This window comes from Methylobacterium sp. W2, assembly GCF_020662345.1.
In the GTDB taxonomy this organism is placed as follows: Bacteria; Pseudomonadota; Alphaproteobacteria; order Rhizobiales; family Beijerinckiaceae; genus Methylobacterium.
The window spans coordinates 1-18,201 of the sequence record NZ_VMOA01000058.1 but is presented as its reverse complement, the minus strand read 5'-3'; the positions used below and the strand labels follow the sequence as shown (position 1 = coordinate 18,201).

At 68.0% G+C, this 18,201-nt stretch carries 16 protein-coding genes; 5 read left to right on the top strand and 11 right to left on the bottom strand.

Annotation, left to right across the window (positions count from 1 at the left end):
• Positions 1-108: 108 nt before the first annotated feature.
• The 6 genes from FPV16_RS23250 to FPV16_RS23225 all read right to left on the bottom strand — a co-directional run bounded on the left by FPV16_RS23250 (position 109) and on the right by FPV16_RS23225 (position 5,556).
• Positions 109-1,104, bottom strand: coding sequence for an acyltransferase family protein (locus FPV16_RS23250; RefSeq protein WP_227440903.1), 996 nt, complete (start codon positions 1,102-1,104; stop codon positions 109-111).
• Positions 1,105-1,174: 70 nt separating this feature from the next.
• Positions 1,175-2,434, bottom strand: coding sequence for a beta-ketoacyl-ACP synthase II (fabF, locus tag FPV16_RS23245; RefSeq protein WP_227440902.1), 1,260 nt, complete (start codon positions 2,432-2,434; stop codon positions 1,175-1,177).
• A 92-nt stretch (positions 2,435-2,526) separates the two neighbouring features.
• The gene (locus tag FPV16_RS23240) at positions 2,527-2,763 is read right to left on the bottom strand and encodes an acyl carrier protein (RefSeq protein ID WP_018044468.1); all 237 of its coding nucleotides are present in this window, start codon (positions 2,761-2,763) and stop codon (positions 2,527-2,529) included.
• Between the two features lie 269 nt (positions 2,764-3,032).
• On the bottom strand, positions 3,033-3,773 hold the full coding sequence (gene fabG / locus FPV16_RS23235; RefSeq protein ID WP_227440901.1) for a 3-oxoacyl-[acyl-carrier-protein] reductase: 741 nt from the start codon (positions 3,771-3,773) through the stop codon (positions 3,033-3,035).
• 14 nt (positions 3,774-3,787) lie between these two features.
• Positions 3,788-4,729 (bottom strand): ACP S-malonyltransferase, encoded by a 942-nt coding sequence (gene fabD / locus FPV16_RS23230; protein ID WP_227440900.1) that lies wholly within the window; start codon positions 4,727-4,729, stop codon positions 3,788-3,790.
• A 104-nt stretch (positions 4,730-4,833) separates the two neighbouring features.
• Positions 4,834-5,556, bottom strand: coding sequence for a carbonic anhydrase (locus FPV16_RS23225; protein WP_227440899.1), 723 nt, complete (start codon positions 5,554-5,556; stop codon positions 4,834-4,836).
• 257 nt (positions 5,557-5,813) lie between these two features.
• Here FPV16_RS23225 and rpoZ point away from each other — a divergent pair, with 257 nt between their 5' ends.
• The 4 genes from rpoZ to FPV16_RS23205 all read left to right on the top strand — a co-directional run bounded on the left by rpoZ (position 5,814) and on the right by FPV16_RS23205 (position 10,444).
• Entirely contained in the window at positions 5,814-6,224 is a 411-nt protein-coding gene (gene rpoZ / locus FPV16_RS23220) for a DNA-directed RNA polymerase subunit omega (protein ID WP_018044472.1), read from the top strand.
• A 179-nt stretch (positions 6,225-6,403) separates the two neighbouring features.
• Positions 6,404-8,641, top strand: a complete 2,238-nt coding sequence (locus FPV16_RS23215; RefSeq protein ID WP_227440898.1) for a RelA/SpoT family protein — start codon at positions 6,404-6,406, stop codon at positions 8,639-8,641.
• A 165-nt stretch (positions 8,642-8,806) separates the two neighbouring features.
• Positions 8,807-9,397 (top strand): orotate phosphoribosyltransferase, encoded by a 591-nt coding sequence (pyrE, locus tag FPV16_RS23210; protein ID WP_227440897.1) that lies wholly within the window; start codon positions 8,807-8,809, stop codon positions 9,395-9,397.
• Positions 9,398-9,745: 348 nt separating this feature from the next.
• The gene (locus FPV16_RS23205; protein WP_227440896.1) at positions 9,746-10,444 is read left to right on the top strand and encodes an NYN domain-containing protein; all 699 of its coding nucleotides are present in this window, start codon (positions 9,746-9,748) and stop codon (positions 10,442-10,444) included.
• A 63-nt stretch (positions 10,445-10,507) separates the two neighbouring features.
• Here the strand turns inward: FPV16_RS23205 and FPV16_RS23200 are convergent, their stop codons facing one another.
• The 3 genes from FPV16_RS23200 to dapA form a co-directional block, all read right to left on the bottom strand.
• On the bottom strand, positions 10,508-11,314 hold the full coding sequence (locus tag FPV16_RS23200; RefSeq protein ID WP_264483994.1) for a prephenate dehydrogenase/arogenate dehydrogenase family protein: 807 nt from the start codon (positions 11,312-11,314) through the stop codon (positions 10,508-10,510).
• 427 nt (positions 11,315-11,741) lie between these two features.
• Complete coding sequence (smpB, locus tag FPV16_RS23195) at positions 11,742-12,215, bottom strand: SsrA-binding protein SmpB (protein ID WP_018044478.1); 474 nt, start codon at positions 12,213-12,215, stop codon at positions 11,742-11,744.
• Positions 12,216-12,351: 136 nt separating this feature from the next.
• Complete coding sequence (gene dapA / locus FPV16_RS23190; RefSeq protein WP_227440894.1) at positions 12,352-13,251, bottom strand: 4-hydroxy-tetrahydrodipicolinate synthase; 900 nt, start codon at positions 13,249-13,251, stop codon at positions 12,352-12,354.
• Between the two features lie 185 nt (positions 13,252-13,436).
• On the opposite strand from dapA, the gene FPV16_RS23185 reads away from it, so the two are divergent.
• Positions 13,437-15,743 carry a lytic transglycosylase domain-containing protein gene (locus tag FPV16_RS23185; RefSeq protein WP_227440893.1) on the top strand — a complete coding sequence of 769 codons (2,307 nt, stop codon included), beginning with the start codon at positions 13,437-13,439 and terminating at the stop codon, positions 15,741-15,743.
• A gap of 27 nt (positions 15,744-15,770) precedes the next feature.
• Here the strand turns inward: FPV16_RS23185 and FPV16_RS23180 are convergent, their stop codons facing one another.
• Positions 15,771-16,157, bottom strand: a complete 387-nt coding sequence (locus tag FPV16_RS23180; RefSeq protein ID WP_227440892.1) for a hypothetical protein — start codon at positions 16,155-16,157, stop codon at positions 15,771-15,773.
• 12 nt (positions 16,158-16,169) lie between these two features.
• On the bottom strand, positions 16,170-18,201 hold a 2,032-nt coding region (locus FPV16_RS23175), incomplete at its 5' end, for a BON domain-containing protein (RefSeq protein ID WP_319802274.1).

The window sequence follows — 18,201 nt, the reverse complement described above, 5'->3', positions numbered from 1 at the left end:
ATGGGCTTCTCGCCACGAAGCTTCGGGATCCGTGCGTCAAACCTGACTACACCCGGGCGGGCGGGTTGTACGAGCCGGATTGAACCGGTTTTGTGGCAAAAAGGCGTATTATCCCTCCGTCGTCACGACCGCGTTCCCGTTCCCCACCTCTCCGCGGCCTGACCTGACGAAGCGTGTGAGGACGGCTCCCACCGGGCGCTCGAACAGGCGGTACGAGGCGAGGGCCAGCGCGATCGCGATCAGGGCCGTGGCGGCCTTGGCGGTGAGCGTGGTGCCGAGGATCTTCGCCATGAGCGAGATGACGATGCCGTGGAGCAGGTAGAGCGAGTAGGACGCGTCGCCGCCGATCTCCAGCATCCGCAATCCGGATGGCCACCATCCCGCCCGCTCGATGGCCAGGGCGCCGCAGACGATGAGGACGGCCGGGACACCCCAGGTGAGCAGGCGGTAGTTCTGGTCGTAGATCCCGAGGCTCGCGAGCCCTGCGAGCCAGATCACACCGATACCGAGCATCGCCAGGCCCCTGCCGGCGCCCGAGGGCTGAACCCGAGTGGCGAGCGCGAGCCCGGCGGCGAATTCCAGGAGCAGGGGCGTCGTCCATTGCCGAAGGATCGCGTCCGACGGCTGGAAGGCCGCGCCCGCCAGCGCCAGAAGGGCGAGGGACGCGGCGGCGAAGCGGATCGGCGTCCCGAGCAGGAGTCCCGCCGCGAAGAGCGCGTAGAACAGCATCTCCACGTTCAGGGTCCAGCCGACGGGCACGATGGGCCAGAGACCGCCACCGGCTTCGACATAGGGAATGAACAGCAGGGATTTCGCGAGGCTCGGCGGATCGACGGTGATCCGGCTGAACACGCCGAGGACGGACACCGCGCTGAGGAACAGAGTCACCGCCCAGTACAGCGGCACAACGCGGATGATCCGCTTCGCGAGAAAGCTCGACGGCGTCTCCCCGACGCCGATCGTCCCCATGATGAAGCCCGATATGACGAAGAAGATGTCGATGCCCACCGCCCCGACGATGAACGTGCCATCGGCCAGATGAAACGCCATGACGAGGAGGGCCGCGACGAAGCGAAGGGCCTGGATCGAGCGGTAATGCGGCATGGTCGTTCTCGGTGAGGTCCCGGCCGATATCCGGGCGATCCTGACGGGAACGTCGGACCGGGCGGGGTCTTTAGACCCGGCGCATCACCAGCGACGCATTCGTGCCGCCGAAGCCGAACGAATTCGACAGCACAACATCCACCTGCTTGCGCTTGGCCTCGTGCGGGACGAGGTCGATGGCCGTTTCCACCGAGGGGGTGTCGAGATTGAGCGTCGGCGGCATCACGCCGTCGCGGATGGTGAGGATCGAGAAGATCGCCTCGATGGCCCCGGCCGCGCCCAGCAGGTGGCCCACGGCCGACTTGGTGGAGGACATGGCGGCCTTGGCGGCGTGGTCGCCGAGCAGGCGCTCCACGGCCTTGAGTTCGAGTTCGTCGCCCATGGGCGTCGAGGTGCCGTGGGCGTTGATGTAGTCGATGTCGGAGGCCTGCAGGCCGGCGCGCTTCACCGCGGCACTCATGCAGCGGAAGGCGCCGTCGCCGTCCGGGGCCGGCGAGGTGATGTGATAGGCATCGCCGGTGAGGCCGTAGCCGACCACCTCGGCATAGATGCGGGCACCGCGGGCCTTGGCATGCTCGTACTCTTCGAGCACGACGACGCCGGCGCCCTCGCCCATGACGAAGCCGTCACGGTCCTTGTCGTAGGGGCGCGAGGCCTTGGTGGGCTGGTCGTTGAAGCCGGTCGACAGGGCGCGGCAGGCGGCGAAGCCCGCGAGCGCCAAGCGGTTCACCGGAGATTCGGCGCCGCCGGCCACCATCACGTCGGCATCGCCGAACTGGATCAGCCGGACGGCGTCGCCGATGGCATGCGCCCCGGTGGAGCAGGCGGTGACCACCGCGTGATTCGGCCCCTTGAGCCCGTGGGCGATGGAGACCTGGCCGGAGGCGAGGTTGATGATTCGGCCGGGAATGAAGAACGGCGAGATCCGTCGCGGCCCCTTGTCGTGCAGGGTCACGGAGGCGTCGTAAATGCCCCCGATCCCGCCGATGCCGGAACCGATCATCACGCCGGTGGCGCATTGATCCTCGTGGCTCTTGGGATGCCAGTCGGCATCGTCCAGCGCCTGGCCGGCGGCGGCCATGGCGTAGACGATGAACGGATCGACCTTGCGCTGCTCCTTCGTCTCCATCCACTGGTCCGGATTGAAGGTGCCGTCGCTGCCGTCTCCGAACGGGACCGAGCACGCGATGCGGCAGGCGAGATCGGACACGTCGAAGGCTGTCACCTGCGACGCTCCGCTGTCTCCCGCGATCAACCGGCTCCAGGTGGCCTCGACCCCGCTTCCCAGCGGCGTCACCATACCCAAGCCCGTCACCACAACCCGACGCATCGCGTTATCCCGAACCAGTCCCGTCATGTCACTGTCGTTCGGCGCGCGGGGTCCCGTGGACCCCGCTCCTCGCGCCTCTCGTCCCGTCGTGCTTACGCGGAGTTCTTCTCGAGGAACTTCACGGCATCGCCGACCGTCTGAATGGTCTCGGCAGCGTCGTCGGGGATTTCGACGTTGAATTCTTCCTCGAAGGCCATCACGAGCTCGACGGTGTCGAGGCTGTCGGCACCGAGGTCATCGATGAAGTTGGCGCCCTCGACCACCTTCTCCGGCTCCACGCCGAGGTGCTCGACAACGATCTTCTTCACGCGCTCAGCGATATCGCTCATCGTTCTTGGTCCTTGGTTATTCGATCGTGATGGTGAAGGTGCCGTGGCCGCCGTCCCGCTGGTGCGGATCTCTGGAAGCGGCCGGTGTCCGATCGCGCGTGGTCTTGAGAACCCGCAACACGCTGAACCGTCAACCCCCCTCGCACGGCAGCCGGGGTGGTAGCACAGGGTTTTGGCGCTGGCGAGGGCCGGTTCACAAACCGTTCATCGCCGTGGCTTTTTCCCGGACAATCGGCGGGTTTTCCCGCCTGCCCTGTCGAGAAACCCCCTCAGTACATCGCCATGCCGCCGTTCACGTGCAGGGTCTGGCCGGTGACGTAGGCGGCCTCGTTCGAAGCGAGGTAAACGGCCGCGGCCGCGATCTCCTCGCCGGTGCCGAGGCGGTTCATCGGCACGCGGGTGAGGATGCCCTCGCGCTGCTTCTCGTTGAGGGCGTCGGTCATCGGCGAGGTGATGAAACCCGGCGCGATGCAGTTGACGGTGAGGTTGCGGGTGGCGACCTCCGCCGCCATGGCTTTGGTCATGCCGACGAGGCCGGCCTTGGCGGCGGCATAGTTCACCTGCCCCGGATTGCCGGTGGCGCCGACCACGGAGCCGATATTGACGATGCGGCCGTGGCGCCGCTTCATCATGCCCTTCACCGCCGCCCGCGAGAGGCGGAACGCGGCCGAGAGGTTCACCGCGATCACCGCGTCCCACTCGTCGTCCTTCATCCGCAGCACGAGGTTGTCGCGGGTGATGCCGGCATTGTTGACGAGGATGTCGAGGCCGCCGAGGACGGCTTCCGCCGCCGGCACCAGGGCCTCGACGGCGTCCTTGTCGGAGAGGTTGCAGACCAGGGTATGGACGCGCTCGCCGCCGAGTTCGGCCGACAGGGCATCCAGCGCTTCGGCGCGGGTGCCGGAGACGGCGACGGTGGCGCCCTGGGCGTGGAGCGCCCGGGCGATGGCGCCGCCGAGGCCGCCGGTGGCGCCGGTGACGAGGGCCTTGCGGCCGGTCAGGTCGAACATGGGCAATCCTGTTGTCAACTGAGCGTCGGGAAGGCGGCCACGTCGTCGGGCGTGCCGATTGGGGTGGCGGTGGCGCCGGGGGCGATCCGCTTGACGAGGCCGGAGAGCACCTTGCCGGTGCCGATCTCGTGGAACTGATCGATGCCGGAGGCGGCCATGGCGGCGATGCATTCGCGCCAGCGCACGGTGCCGGTCACCTGGGCGACGAGGGCCTGACGGATGGCCGCCGGCTCCAGCACCGGCGCGGCCAGGACGTTGGAATAGACCGGCACCAGGGGGGGCTTCATCGCCACCCGGGTCAGGGCGTCCTGCATCGCCTCGGCCGCCGGTACCATCAGTGAGCAGTGGAACGGCGCCGAGACGTTGAGCATCACCGCGCGCTTGATCCCGCGACCCTGCGCGATCGCCACCGCGCGCTCCACGGCGGCCTTCGCGCCGGAGAGCACCACCTGCCCGGCGCCGTTGTCGTTGGCGACGTCGCAGACTTCGCCTTCGGAGGCCTCCGCGGCGATGGACCCGGCCAGTTCGGCATCGGCACCGATGAGGGCGGCCATGGCGCCGGCACCCGGCGCCACCGCGCCCTGCATCGCCTCGCCGCGGATGCGCAGCAACCGGGCGGTATCGGCCAGGGTGAAGGTCCCGGCGGCGGCGAGCGCCGTGTACTCGCCGAGGGAATGACCGGCCACCGCGGCCACGTCGCGGACGAGATCGAGGCCGCGCGTTGCCTGGAGCACGCGCAGGGTGGCAATGCTGGCCGCCATCAAGGCCGGCTGGGCGTTGGCGGTGAGGGTCAGCTCCTCCACCGGTCCCTCGAACATCAGCGTCGAGAGCGACTGGCCGAGCGCCTCGTCGACCTCGTCAAAGACCGCCCTCGCCTGGGGAAAGGCCTCCGACAGGGCCCGGCCCATGCCCACGGCCTGGCTGCCCTGGCCTGGAAAGATGAATGCGCGCGCCATGGTCATGTTCTCGCACGGAAAGGGCGGCGCAGTCGCACCGCCCGCCCCGGGTGTCAACACGAGGCCCCGCCATGGCGGGCCGGAGTCGGGCTGCGTTCAAGGCGTCAGGCTTCGTTGAAGAAGTCCACCACGCCGGTATCGAGGCTGTAGGAGGCGCCGACGATGCGCAGCTTGCCCGCCTTCAGCGGATCGAGGAGGGCGGGCTCGGAGGCCGTGCGCATGCGGTTGACGACCCGGTCGACATTGGCGCGCACGCAATTCTCGATGAAATCGCCGGGCTTGCCGCGGGCGGACAGCACCGCCGGCACGATCGGCTCGATCATCCGGCCGATGGAGCCGGGATAGACGGTGTTGTTCTCAACCACGTCGGCCGCCGCCAGCACCGCGCCGCAGCGGCTGTGGCCCATGACCAGCACCAGCGGAACGCCGAGTTGCGACACGGCGTATTCCACCGATCCGAGGGCGGCGGTATCGGCGGTGTTGCCAGCGTTGCGGACGATGAAGAGTTCGCCGAGACCGCGCCCAAACAGGATCTCCGGGGAGACGCGGGAATCCGAACAGCTCACCAACACACAGAACGGCGTCTGCCCGAGGGCGATCTCGATCCGGCGGTCGCGGCCCTGCACCGAACGGACCGGGCTGTCCGTCTTGTAGAGGCGGTTGCCTTCCTTCAGGAGCTCCAGGGCCTGGTCGGCGCTGAGGTCGGTCTTCTTCGTGGACGGGCTGGCGGCGAGCCCGAGATTCGGCAGGGCGGTGGCGGCGAAGGCCGCCGCCCCGAGCCGGCAGGCGCAGTCGAACAGGTTACGGCGGCTGAAGCTGGTCGTCATGAGTAAGGAACCTCCGTAACCCGCGCCGAATCGCGCGGACCCGTCAGTCATGGTTAGCGACGGGCACCCCGGTTGTCTCCGGGGCGATCGGCTGCGCCCACGGGGCGGATGGATCGGGCGCCTCGTTCGTGGCGCCGGCCGCGCTCCGAGGGTCAAACGAAAAGCGTTCCCGCGCATCGGCTTGTTGCGGCGCGTGAGCCGGTGTATGGAGCCGGTTCAATCTCTATATTCCCGGTCTATGGAAGGAGCCCTCCCGCATGGCTCGCGTCACCGTTGAAGACTGCATCGACAAGGTCGAGAACCGCTTCGAGCTCGTGCTGCTCGCGAGCCATCGCGCTCGCCTGCTCGCCGCCGGCGCGCCGCTGACCATCGATCGCGACCGCGACAAGAACCCGGTCTGCGCGCTGCGCGAGATCGGCGACGCGACGATCACGGCCGACGACCTCAAGGAACAGCTCATCCACTCGATGCAGAAATACGTCGAGGTCGATGAGCCGGAGGCCGAGACGGTGCCGCTGCTGTCGAGCTCGCCGGCGGCCGCCGCCGTGGCGCCGCAATCCTCCAGCGACGACGGCGCCGTCCAGTTCGACCGGATGAGCGAAGAGGATCTGTTGCGCGGCCTCGAGAACCTCGCCCCGCCGACCGAGACGGACGAAGAGGCCGAGTGATCGGACGCCCCGTCTTCGACTGACGATCCTGCGAAAACCCGGCCCTGCGCCGGGTTTTTCGTTTTTCGGCGCGAGAAACCGGTGTCATGCGGCGCCATGGGTCTGGCGTGCCCGGTCGCGATGCGGGACAACATAAGACAGAGGCGGGCAGTCACGATGTGTGAAGGGTGTTGCGGCGGATGATGCGCCAGTACGAGCTCGTGGAGCGGGTGAGGCGTTACAACCCCGCCGTGAACGAGGCCCTTCTCAACCGCGCCTATGTCTATGCCATGCGGGCCCACGGCACGCAGAAGCGGGCCTCGGGCGATCCCTTCTTCGCCCATCCCCTCGAAGTCGCCGCGATCCTCACCGATCTCCGGCTCGACGACGCGACCATCGTCGCCGCCGTCCTGCACGACACGGTGGAGGACACCGCCGCCACCCTCGACGAGATCCGCGAGCTCTTCAGCCCCGAGATCGGCGCCCTGGTGGACGGGCTGACCAAGCTCAAGCGCCTCGACCTCGTGTCGAAACGCGCGGTCCAGGGCGAGAACTTCCGCAAGCTGCTGCTCGCCGTGGCGGCGGATGTGCGCGTGCTGCTCGTCAAGCTCGCCGACCGCCTGCACAACATGCGCACGCTCCACCACATGAAGCCGGAGAAGCGCGAGCGGATCGCCCAGGAGACGCTGGACATCTACGCGCCGCTCGCCGGCCGCATGGGCATGCAGGAACTGCGCGAGGAACTCGAAGACCTCGCCCTGCGCAACCTCAAGCCCGAGATCTACGCGACGATCGCCCAGCGTCTGGCCGATCTCGCCGTGAAATCGGAGCGGCTGGTGGAGAGCATCGAGCGGGATCTGACCGCCAAGCTCGCCGCGCAGGGCATCAACGCCGTCGTTACCGGACGGCAGAAGCGGCCCTATTCCATCTCCGCCAAGATGGAGCGCAAGTCGGTCGCCTTCGAGCAATTGTCGGACATCTTCGGGTTCCGCGTCATCGTCGAGTCGCTGTCCGAATGCTACGGGGCGCTGGGTGTCGTCCATACCACCTGGCCGATGGTTCCGGGCCGCTACAAGGACTACATCTCGACCCCGAAGCAGAACGATTACCGTTCGATCCACACCACGGTGATCGGCCCGAAGAGCCAGCGCGTCGAGCTGCAGATCCGCACCGCGGCCATGGACGAGATCGCCGAATACGGCATCGCCGCGCATGCCCATTACAAGGAGAGCGGCGGCAAGGACGAGATCGGCGGCGTACATCCGCGCCTCGCCACGGAGAGCGGCGCCTATCAATGGCTGCGCCGGACCATCGAACTTCTGGCTGAAGGCGACAGCCCGGAAGAGTTCCTCGAGCATACCAAGCTCGAACTGTTCCAGGACCAGGTGTTCTGTTTCACACCCAAGGGGCGTCTCATCGCCCTGCCGCGCGGCGCGACGCCGATCGATTTCGCCTATGCGGTCCATACCGATGTCGGCAACACGGCGGTGGGGGCCAAGATCAACGGCCGCATGGCGCCGCTGCTGATCGAGCTCGTCAACGGCGACGAGGTCGAGATCGCCCGGGCCGACGGGCAATCGCCTCCGGCGGCCTGGGAATCCCTCGTGGTCACGGGTAAGGCCCGCGCCGCGATCCGGCGGGCGACCCGCTCGGCCGTGCGGCGGCAATATGCCGGCCTCGGCCGCCAGATCCTCGACCGCGCCTTCGAGCGGGCGGCCAAGAGCTTCTCGGAGGACAAGCTGCGCGGTGCGCTTCCCCGCCTAGCGCGCCAGAGCACGGAGGACGTGTTCGCGGCGGTGGGCCGGGGCGAGATGTTCTCCGGCGACGTGGTGCGCGCGGTCTATCCCGACCACAAGGAAGAGCGCCGCACGGGACCGGCCGCGCTGCAGCAGCCCATGGATGGCGGGGCGGGGCGTCTCAGTCTCGCCAAGGGGCAGGCCATGCGCCTGACCTTCCCCGAAGGCGCCGCCGATATGGGCCGCGCCGACGCCATCCCGATTCGCGGCCTCGACAACGACCTGCCGGTGAGCTTCGCCCCGAATGGCGGCGCGGTGCCGGGAGACCGCATCGTCGGCATCCTCACCCCCGGCGTCGGGGTCACGATCTATCCGATCCAGTCGGCGGCGCTTGCGGATTTCGACAACGAGCCGGCGCGCTGGCTCGACGTGCGCTGGGACGTTGAGGCGGGCGGGAGCGAGCGGTTTCCCGCGCGCCTTGCCCTGCAATCGATCAACGAGCCCGGCGTCCTCGCCCAGATCGCGCAGGTCATCGCCGATCACGACGGCAATATCGACAACGTCTCGATGAAGCGGCGCACCCAGGATTTCACCGAGATCGTCATCGACCTCTCCGTCTGGGATCTGAAGCACCTCAACGCCATCGTCGCCGAGTTGCGGGGCAAGCGCACCGTGAGCAGGGTCGACCGCGTCAACGGCTGAACGGCCGGGCTCCCGCGACGCGGCGTCGGCCATCACCGCCGCGTAACGCTCTGTTTACCAGGCGTTGATGCGGGAAGGCCCCCGGCGGGTCGGGGCGCCTTGCGCCTCGTGGTCCACGCTGCCACAAACGCCGCCCGACCCTCGCATCCCAGGACCTGCACTCTCATGACGCCAGACGCGGTGCTCGCCGAATTCCGCGAGGCGGGGGCTCTGCTCGAAGGGCATTTCGTCCTCAGTTCCGGGCTCCATTCCGGCGTCTTCCTGCAGAAGATGGCGATCTTCTCCGACCCGGTCCGGACGGAGCGCCTATGCAAGGCCCTGGCCGAGGTCATCGTCGCCCGTTTCGGCCCCGTCGACATCGTCGTGTCCCCCGCCATCGGCGGCATCGTGCCCGGCTACGAGACCGCCCGCCATCTCGGGGCCCGCGCCATCTTCGTCGAACGCGATCCCGGCGGGCCATTCTCCCTGCGTCGCGGCTTCAGCATTCCGGCCGGCCAGCGCGCGGTGATCGTGGAGGATATCGTGACCACGGGCCTCTCCGCCCGCGAATGCCTCGCGTCCCTCCAGGCCGAGGCCGGGGAGGTCATCGGCGCGGCCTGCCTCATCGACCGCTCGGGCGGGCGCGGCGAAATCGGCCTCCCCCTCGTCTCCCTGGTCACCCTCGACATTCCGGTCTATCCTGCGGACGCGCTGCCGCCGGAACTCGCTGTGATCCCCGCCGTCAAGCCCGGCAGCCGCGTGAAGGCACCTGGCTAATCCCAAGAAAAATTAGAAACTTAAGGTGGTTGTTTCGCCGGTGTACAATTAGACATATCAGTTGTGCGAAATGGAATATTCTAGCCAGACCTAGCTTTCATTCGATTTCTCTGGTGATTGCATACCGGCCATGGTTGACAAGCGCCTCGCTCGGACAATAACAAAGGATATGATCAGCAGGTAGCTTCGGCGGCCTGCTAATTCTTCGTTTTATTTATGGTTTGATTATTAAGATCAAATTCTTCGCTTTATCAAACATTCGGGTTTGTAAGTCTTGTTGTAGAGCGTTGAGCTTTCGGACTTTCCTGCCTTACATGTGTAAAATCTGATGAGAAAATGGATCACCCAATGAGCGCACAGCAGCGCAGCGCCCTCTTCATCGACGGGGCAAATCTTTACGCGGCGACGAAGGCACTCGGTTTCGACATCGATTATCGCCGTTTGCTTAAGGAATTTCAAGCTCGCGATAATTTGATACGAGCTTTCTACTACACGGCGATGGTGGAAGATCAAGAATATTCATCGATCCGTCCGCTGATCGACTGGCTCGACTATAACGGCTACCGGGTCGTGACGAAACCGGCCAAGGAATTCACCGATTCCGCCGGCCGTCGCAAGATCAAGGGCAACATGGACATCGAGCTTGCTATCGATGCCCTCGAACTCGCGCCCCGGATCGACCACATGGTGCTGTTCTCCGGCGACGGCGATTTCCGCTCATTGGTGGAAGCGATGCAGCGGCGCGGCGTCCGCGTCACCGTCGTCTCGACGATCCAGACACAGCCGGCCATGATCGCCGACGACCTTCGTCGGCAGGCCGACGAGTTCGTCGATCTTGTCCATCTCATTCCCCGGGTCGGTCGCGACCCCGGCGAGCGCGGCGTCCGGAGCCAGGGCGACGGTCCGCCGCGCGGTCCGCGCGAGTTGCCGCGAGATGTTCCGCGAGACCTGCCGCGAGAGGTAGGCGAACGGCCGCCGGCGCGTCCTAATCCCGGTCTGGAAACCCGCTACGGTATCCGCCAGGGCGACGACGCGACCGAACAGTAGCGGCACCCGTCGCCGAGGAAGCGCGGCGAGCCGCCTTCTCGGCACTGACCCGGACCATCGCTCTCAGCCTGCGGCGTCCGCGCCCTGCGCCGAGAGTTCCGTCTCCAACCGCGAGGCATGCGCGAAGAAACGGTGGCGGATATCGGCCGCATAGGGGTTCGCGCGCTCGATCGCGTCGAAGACCTCCGGCGCATCGTGCCGGACCATGCCGACCGCCTGCATCAGCAGGTCGAAGCTCTTCGTCGTCATCCGGGTCGGCAGCGGCTCCATTTCGACGAAGACCTTGGCGATGAGATGGGTCAGCCCCTGGACCGAGGCGGCGGCCCTGTCATGCGCCTCCGGGTCCGTGAGGATGACGTCGAGGCCGAGATGCTTGCGCAGGAAAGCCGCGGCGCGCCAGCCTCCCCTCCCCCGGATCGGACAGACGGCGATCTTCAGCCCCTTAAGGCCGGAACGTGCGCTTTGCGGGCCGAAGAGCGGATGCGTCGCGACGATCTCCACGTGATCGGGCAACCCGTCCGCCATGATCCGCGCGGCGACGATCTTCACCGAACCGACATCGAGGACGAGGGCGCCCGGCTGCAGGTGAGGTCCGATGGCGCAGACCACCTCGGCGAGTTTGGAGACCGGAGCGGCCAGGATGACGACGGGACAGGCGGCCGCCTCGGCGAGCGTACTGTTCCGCACCCCGGCTTCACTCCCCCCTTGCAACCTACTCGATCCAAACGTCCGCTCGCCGGCAGTTCTCCCTTCCCAAGCAGATTCGACATGAGGCGCGACGGGCTCCCTCTCCTGGAAGGAGAGGGTTGGGGTGAGGTGTGTTCCGTCTGCGGAGAAGTCGCACACCTCACCCTGTCCCTCTCCTTCCAGGAGAGGGGACCCGCGCTGCCCGCGAGATGTGTGAATGCCGTAGCCTTCCAGGAGAGAGGACTCTTGGTGCTTGCGGGAGGTGTGAACCTCGTAGCCTTGCGGCAGGGCGGGATCGTAGGCGTGCAGCGGGAAATGCCGCCCGAGATGCTCGGCGATCAGCCGGCCGAACGCGCCGAAGCCGATGATCCCGACGGGAATGTTCGATGGAGGGGGGATGACACAAGACACGGAACTGACCTCGATGGAGCCGAGGGGCCAGCGGTCTTGGACAAAGGGTCAACCGCCGACGACCGGGGCGGTTGAGACGTGACAGAGCACCTCGCCGCTAGGGGAGCGGCGCGTAATACAATCCGGAGAGGATCGGGCTCGTCGTCATGGGCGGTGTCTTCGCAGGACGGGCATCGCACGTCAACGGAGCGTTCGCAGGTCAGCCCTTGTCGCGCATGATCCGGGCGCGGTCGCGCTCCCAGTCGCGCTCCTTGGCGCTCTCGCGCTTGTCGTGGAGCTTCTTGCCCCGGCCGAGGCCGAGCTCGATCTTCGCGCGGCCCTGCTCGTTGAAGTAGATTTTCAACGGCACCACCGTGTAGCCCTCGCGCTTCGTTGCGCCGATGAGCTTGTTGATCTGCTTGCGGTGGAGCAGCAGGCGGCGCGGGCGCTTCGTCTCGTGGTTGAAGCGGTTGGCTTCGAGATATTCCGGGATATAGGCGTTGAACAGGAACAGCTCGTCGCCCGACGGGCCAGCATAGGCCTCGCCGATGGCCGCCTTGCCCTTCCGCAGGGATTTGACCTCGGTTCCGGTCAGGGCGATGCCCGCCTCGAGGACGTCCGAGATCTCGTAATGGAAGCGGGCGGCGCGGTTGTCGGCGACGACGCGGCGGGTGTCTTGCGGTTTGGGAGCCATCACATCGTCGGTTCTGGAGCATCGGCATATCCGTGCCGATACCCCTTGTCTGGAAGGAAGCTGATTCCGTCCTCGGCCGCGCGATGCGGCCGATGGACCATCATATGGTTCGCCGGGGTTTCGCCTGCGAGGGGGCTCAGCCGTCGATCAGGCCGGCATGGCGCAGGGCGGCATCGACGATGTCCTTGGTGGCATCGCTGACTGTGAGGAGCGGCAGGCGCACCTCGTCGCTCATATGGCCGAGCCGCGACAGGGCATATTTCACCGGCGACGGGTTCGATTCCGCGAACAAGCCCACATGCAGCGGCAGCAACTGGTCCTGAAGCCGCAGAGCCGTGGCGTAATCGCCCGACAGGGTCGCGTCCTGCAACTTGGCGCAGAGGCGCGGTGCGACGTTCGAGACCACCGAGATGCAGCCGACGCCGCCCTGGGCATTGAATCCGATCGCCGTCGCATCTTCGCCTGAAAGCTGGATGAAGTCTTCACCCATGGCTTGGCGCTGCAGGCTGACACGGTCGAGCTTGGCCGTGGCGTCCTTCACGCCGGCGATATTCTTGAGCTCATACAGCCGCGCCATGGTGTCGACGCTCATGTCGACCACCGAACGCGGGGGAATATTGTAGATGATGATCGGGATGCCGATGGCGTCGTTGACGGCCTTGAAATGCGCGTAGAGCCCCGCCTGCGTCGGCTTGTTGTAATAGGGTGTCACCACGAGCACGGCATCGGCGCCGGCCTTCTCCGCGTTCACCGCCCGGTCGACGGCCTCGGCCGTGGAATTGGAGCCGGCGCCCGCGATCACCGGCACGCGACCGGCGGTCTCGGCGATGCAGGCGGCCACGACCCGGTCGTGTTCGCCATGGCTCAGGGTCGGCGTCTCGCCGGTGGTGCCCACGGGCACGAGGCCATGGATGCCCTGCTCGATCTGCCAGACCACGAATTTGCGGAAGGCGTCCTCGTCGAAGGCGCCGTCGCGAAACGGCGTGGCGAGGGCGGTCATGGCGCCCTTGAGGCGTTGGGTCGTGGTGTCGGTCATCCTGGCGTTCCCGGCCGTCGATCTTTCGGTGGGCCGGTGTGCCGGCCGCGTCACCGCTCTCGCGGACGGGCAGACATAGGGCCTCGCTTGCCCTCGCGCAAACGCTCCGTCGGCGCGGTTAATGACTTCTTAACGCCCTCTGGGACAGCTTAAGCATGTCCGCATCCGACGGGACTGGAAGAACCATGGCGTTCTGGACGCGTTCCTATCGTGCCGCCCTCCCCGTGTCCCTCGCCGTCGCCTTGGCGGGGACGACGATGTGGATCGGGCCGGCCTCGGTTTTCCCCGTGGCGGCCGGCCAGGGGGACGACATCGTCACCCGGCCGTCGAGCGACGCCGTCGCCCCGTCCGTCCTGGTGCCGGACAGCAAGGCCGCCGCCACCGATGCGGTCGCGGCCGATGCCTTGAAGCTCGACGATCGCAGCGCCGAGACCGCGCCGAGCAAGGCCCTGCCGGCCGCCGCCAAGGCCTATGCCTCCGCCGATCCGGAAGCGCCGATCGCGTTTCCGCTTCCCGATGCGGCCATGACGCCCGCCGCTCCCGTGCCGGAAGTGCCGGACCCCGCCCGCGCGGCCCAGGTCGCGCCGGATGTCGATCTCCCCGCTTTGCGCCAGGCCATCGACGCCTATCGGCGCGGCAAGGTGTCCGAGGGCGACCGCCTGCGCGACGGCTTCACCGATCCGGCGGCTCTGGCCCTTCTCGAATGGGTGGCGATCCGCGCCGGCTCCGGCATCGGCTTCGAGCGCACCGTCTCCTTCACCCGGACGAACCCGGAATGGCCGGCGGGGCCGCTCCTGCGCCGCCGCGCCGAGGAGGCGCTTCTCACCGAACGCAAGAACCCGGCGACCGTGCGCGCCTTCTTCGCCGGCACCCGCCCGTCGAGTGCTCCCGGCAAGTTCGCCCTCGCCCTCGCCTTCCGGGCAGAAGCCCTCGACGAGGACGCCACCTCCCTGGTCCGCGACCTGTGGCGCTCCGAGACCTTCGGGCGCGCCCTCGAGACCAAGGTGATGGACGCGTTTCCGGGTGTCCTCACCCGCGTCGATCATCGCTTCCGCATGGAGCGCGCTCTCCTGAAGGAGGATTACGAGACGGCCGGCCGGGCCGCCTCCTATGCCGGCGGCGGCTACGCCAGCCTGGTCCGTGCCCGCCGCGCCGTCGAGGACAAGAGTTCCTCGGCCGCCTCCGCGCTCAATGCCGTGCCGCCGTCGCTCCGCAGCGACCCGTCCTACATCCTGTCGCGGGCGCAATATCTGCGCCGGGCCGACAAGCCGGTGGAGGCCGCCGCGATTCTCGCCACCGCTCCGACCAACGGCGACGTCCTGGTGGATGGCGACGAATGGTGGGTCGAGCGTCGGATCGTCGCCCGCAAGCTCATCGATCTCGGCAATCCGGGCCTCGCCTACGAGGTCGCCGCCGGTCATAGCGGCCGTACGGTGGAGAAGCGGATCGAGGCCGAATTCCATGCCGGCTGGATCGCCCTGCGCTTCCTCGACGATCCGGCCAAGGCCTCAAGCCACTTCGCCAAGGCCGCGACCATCGCCGAGACGCCGATCTCCCTGGCCCGCGTCGCCTATTGGCAGGGCCGTGCCGCCGAGGCGGCGGGCGATGCCGGCCTCGCCAAGACTTTCTACGAGCGCGCCGCGCTCCAGCCCATCGCCTATTACGGGCAGCTCGCGCGGGCGAAGCTCGGACAGGCGAGCCTGCCGCTTCGCGTCGTCTCCGAGCTCGAACCCGCCGCCGCGGCGGCGTTCGAGAACCGCCTGACCACGCGGGCGCTGCGCATGCTGGAGGCGGCCTCGCTCAAGGATCTGGCGCTGCCGCTCTACATCGATACGGCGAACCGCCTCACCAACCCGGCCGAGATCGGCGCGCTCGGCAATCTCGCCGTCGATGTGCGAAACTCCCGCGCCCTCGTGGCGGTGGGCAAGCTCGCGGTCCAGCGCGGTCTGCCCCTCGACGCCCATGCCTACCCCACCATCGGCATTCCCGATTACGAGGCCTCCGCCGCCGTTCCCCTGGTGGAGAAGGCCATGGTCTTCGCCATCGCCCGCCAGGAAAGCCAGTTCGATCCGCGTGCCCAATCGAGCGTCGGCGCCCGCGGGCTGATGCAGATGATGCCGGCCACCGCCCAGCGCACGGCGCGGCGGGTCAGCGCCTCCTACGACCAGGACCGCCTCACCAGCGATCCCGCCTACAATGCCCGCCTCGGCCAGGCCCATCTCGGCGAGCTAATGGAGGATTGGCGCGGCTCCTACATCCTCGCCTTCGCCTCCTACAATGCCGGCGGCGGCAACGTGAAGAAATGGATTGACGCCTATGGCGACCCGCGCCGGACCGGCGTCGATCCCATCGACTGGGTCGAGCGCATCCCCTTCACCGAGACCCGCAACTACGTCCAGCGCGTGATGGAGAACCTGCAGGTCTATCGCAGCCGCCTGGAAGGCAAGAGCGCGCTGCTGATCGAGGGCGACCTTCAGCGCGGGGCGCGGTGAGGGGAGGGTTTATCCTCCCCGACCGCTTCATCCCGACGCTTTCCCTCGAAACCTCCGCTCCGCGGCGGGAGCGGGTCGCGGTGATGGAGCGAGGCGGTCGGGGGAGCCGCTGACGCTGGCGATGCCCGACGCCCTCGGCGGCGATGGACGCGCCAGTCGTGCCAGTGCTCCGGCCCCCGCCCCGATCAGATAAGCCGCGAGGTTGAGGGCTGCGCTCTCCACCCAGAAGCCGGGGCGGCCCGGTACGAGCCCGCTCATCGCGAGCCCGCTCACCGCCACGGCACAGAATCCGAGTCCGAGCCCGATGGCGGTCGAAAGCCGGCCGCGTGGCGGTCCAAAGTGCCATCCGATGGCGGTCCCCAGCGCGAGGCTGGCGACGAGAGCGGGCCAGAGAATCGTCAGCAGCAGGATCATCGGGACGATCTCTCAGGAACGCAGGGCGAGGCCGACGCCCTGCCCGGTGGCATTGGCGCGGCCGACGGGGGCGGCGACGATCCTGTCCGCCGGGATGCCGGCCTGGAGCAGATATTCGACGACCACAAGCGCCCGCTGCCGGGCGAGGTCGGGCTCCGGCTCCGCCGGTTTCGCCTCCTTCGGGGCTTCCGCCTTGACGTCCTTCTCCCTCGCCGCCTTGTCTCCGGCCACCTTGTCCCCAGGCGTCTTGTCCTTGCCGTCCTTCGCAGGGGCCGGCTTGGGGTCTGCGGCCTTCACGGCGGGCTTGTCGGCCTTCGCGATTCCCGGCTTCGTGGCCTTGTCGGCGTCCCGAGCCTTCGCCGAATCGACGGAAGCGGTGTTCTCCACCCCGGCATCGAGGGCGGGTTTGGGTGCGCCGGCCGCACCGGCCGGGTCGGTATGACCCGTCACCTCGATGCGCAGGCCGGGGCAGGCTTTCGCCGCCGAGGCCACTGCGTCGAGGGTCGGATAGAACTCCGCTCTCAGGGTGACGCCGCCGGGTGCGAAGACGAGAGGGCTCCGATTGATCGCGCGGTCGAACGAGTTCCGGCAGGCCGCCGGGTCGTCCATGGTCGTCCCGGGCGGCGGCTTCACCGCGGCCTGCGCCTGCCAGCCGGCCGGCATCCGCCGGGCGAGATCGGCTTCGAACCGCCCCGCGCTCTCGCGGTAGAGGCTGTCCCCGGTCAGTGCGAGACGCCGGTCCGAGAGGCGGATGTCGCCGGTGGCGAGCATGGCGAGGCTGGTGATGCCGGCCTCGACGGCGCCGGCGAGGTTGGGCGGTGCGCCCTCGGCGATGCGGCTCTTGTCGACGATGCGTTCGCGAAAGAAGCGCGGTCGTAGCGTGGCCAGGATGCGGTCGCGCGTAGCGCCGTCGGGAAGGTGCCCGGTCAGCGTCACGGCATCGCTCTCGCGCCGGACCATGAAGCGATAGGGCGAGAGCGGCATGGCGGCGAGATCGACCGGCCCGGCCCTGGTGCCGGACGGTCGCCCGTCGCGCAGCAAGGCGTCGATCTCGCCGATGGCCTGCCCGTCGAGGGCGGTCCCCGAGACCGACAGCCGCGAATTGGCAAAGGTGACGCTGCCATCCTGCAACAGGGACGAAAGCTGGAAGGCGAAGCGGGTGAGCGTGGTCGGATCGATTCCATCCCCAAGACCACGGGCGGTCTGCATCCGGTCGTCCACCGTGGCGCCATCGGCGGCGTCGTCGGCCATGGCACGGATCTCCTCGCGTGCCGCTTCCGAGACGACATTGCCCGAAAGGACAAGGTTGCCGCCGCGCTCGCGGGTCACCGCAAACCGGAAATCGGGGGTCGCCGCCGGCCGAATGTCGACCTTGCCCATGGTGAACCCGGTCGGAGGATGGGCCAAAGCCTGCCTGACGGCCTCGTAATCGGCCACCGTCGATGCCTCGCCGCTGAGCGACACGGTCGTGTCGGCGATGGTGGCGCTGGCGCCCGGCGCCAGCGGCTTCAGCTGCTCTAGGGCGAAGGCGGAAGCGGCGGAAAAGTCCGGCGGTGCCCCACGCGCGGCTTTCGCCTGATCGACGATCCTGGTCTCGGAGGGAAGTTCAGGGGCAAGTTTCGCGGCAAGCGCCCTCGGACCGATCTCGACCGGACGGTTGCCGGACAGCTCGATCCGTTCCGGGCTCGTGCGCGTCGCCGTCCAGACGAAGGGCGAGGCATCCTCCACGATGCCGATCCGCCCGACCACATGACGCAGGCCCGGCAGACGCTTCAGCCTGTCGAGGACCGCGACGCGCCCCGACTCGTCCGGCGCCTCGCCGGTGGCGATGAGGTCACGGCCCCGCACCGTCAGGCGCAGCCAGGGCTCCAACCCCGCCTCGGCCGTCGCACGCACGACAGCCCCGGCCCCGTCGTCGAGCCGCTGCTCCATGCGAGGCGCGAGGAGCGGAGTCGCGACGCCGACGATGAGCGCCAGTCCGGGCAGGCCGACGGACCAGCCGAATTTCTGGAGCAAGGGGGGGGACGAAAGGGCGGGCAATGCG

What these genes read in the sequence shown, in the direction of transcription:
- FPV16_RS23250 (WP_227440903.1), bottom strand. Translation starts at nt 1,104, where the DNA reads ATGCCGCATTACCGCTCGATCCAGGCCCTTCGCTTCGTCGCGGCCCTC.
- fabF (WP_227440902.1), bottom strand. Translation starts at nt 2,434, where the DNA reads ATGCGTCGGGTTGTGGTGACGGGCTTGGGTATGGTGACGCCGCTGGGA.
- FPV16_RS23240 (WP_018044468.1), bottom strand. Translation starts at nt 2,763, where the DNA reads ATGAGCGATATCGCTGAGCGCGTGAAGAAGATCGTTGTCGAGCACCTC.
- fabG (WP_227440901.1), bottom strand. Translation starts at nt 3,773, where the DNA reads ATGTTCGACCTGACCGGCCGCAAGGCCCTCGTCACCGGCGCCACCGGC.
- fabD (WP_227440900.1), bottom strand. Translation starts at nt 4,729, where the DNA reads ATGGCGCGCGCATTCATCTTTCCAGGCCAGGGCAGCCAGGCCGTGGGC.
- FPV16_RS23225 (WP_227440899.1), bottom strand. Translation starts at nt 5,556, where the DNA reads ATGACGACCAGCTTCAGCCGCCGTAACCTGTTCGACTGCGCCTGCCGG.
- rpoZ (WP_018044472.1), top strand. Translation starts at nt 5,814, where the DNA reads ATGGCTCGCGTCACCGTTGAAGACTGCATCGACAAGGTCGAGAACCGC.
- FPV16_RS23215 (WP_227440898.1), top strand. Translation starts at nt 6,404, where the DNA reads ATGATGCGCCAGTACGAGCTCGTGGAGCGGGTGAGGCGTTACAACCCC.
- pyrE (WP_227440897.1), top strand. Translation starts at nt 8,807, where the DNA reads ATGACGCCAGACGCGGTGCTCGCCGAATTCCGCGAGGCGGGGGCTCTG.
- FPV16_RS23205 (WP_227440896.1), top strand. Translation starts at nt 9,746, where the DNA reads ATGAGCGCACAGCAGCGCAGCGCCCTCTTCATCGACGGGGCAAATCTT.
- smpB (WP_018044478.1), bottom strand. Translation starts at nt 12,215, where the DNA reads ATGGCTCCCAAACCGCAAGACACCCGCCGCGTCGTCGCCGACAACCGC.
- dapA (WP_227440894.1), bottom strand. Translation starts at nt 13,251, where the DNA reads ATGACCGACACCACGACCCAACGCCTCAAGGGCGCCATGACCGCCCTC.
- FPV16_RS23185 (WP_227440893.1), top strand. Translation starts at nt 13,437, where the DNA reads ATGGCGTTCTGGACGCGTTCCTATCGTGCCGCCCTCCCCGTGTCCCTC.
- FPV16_RS23180 (WP_227440892.1), bottom strand. Translation starts at nt 16,157, where the DNA reads ATGATCCTGCTGCTGACGATTCTCTGGCCCGCTCTCGTCGCCAGCCTC.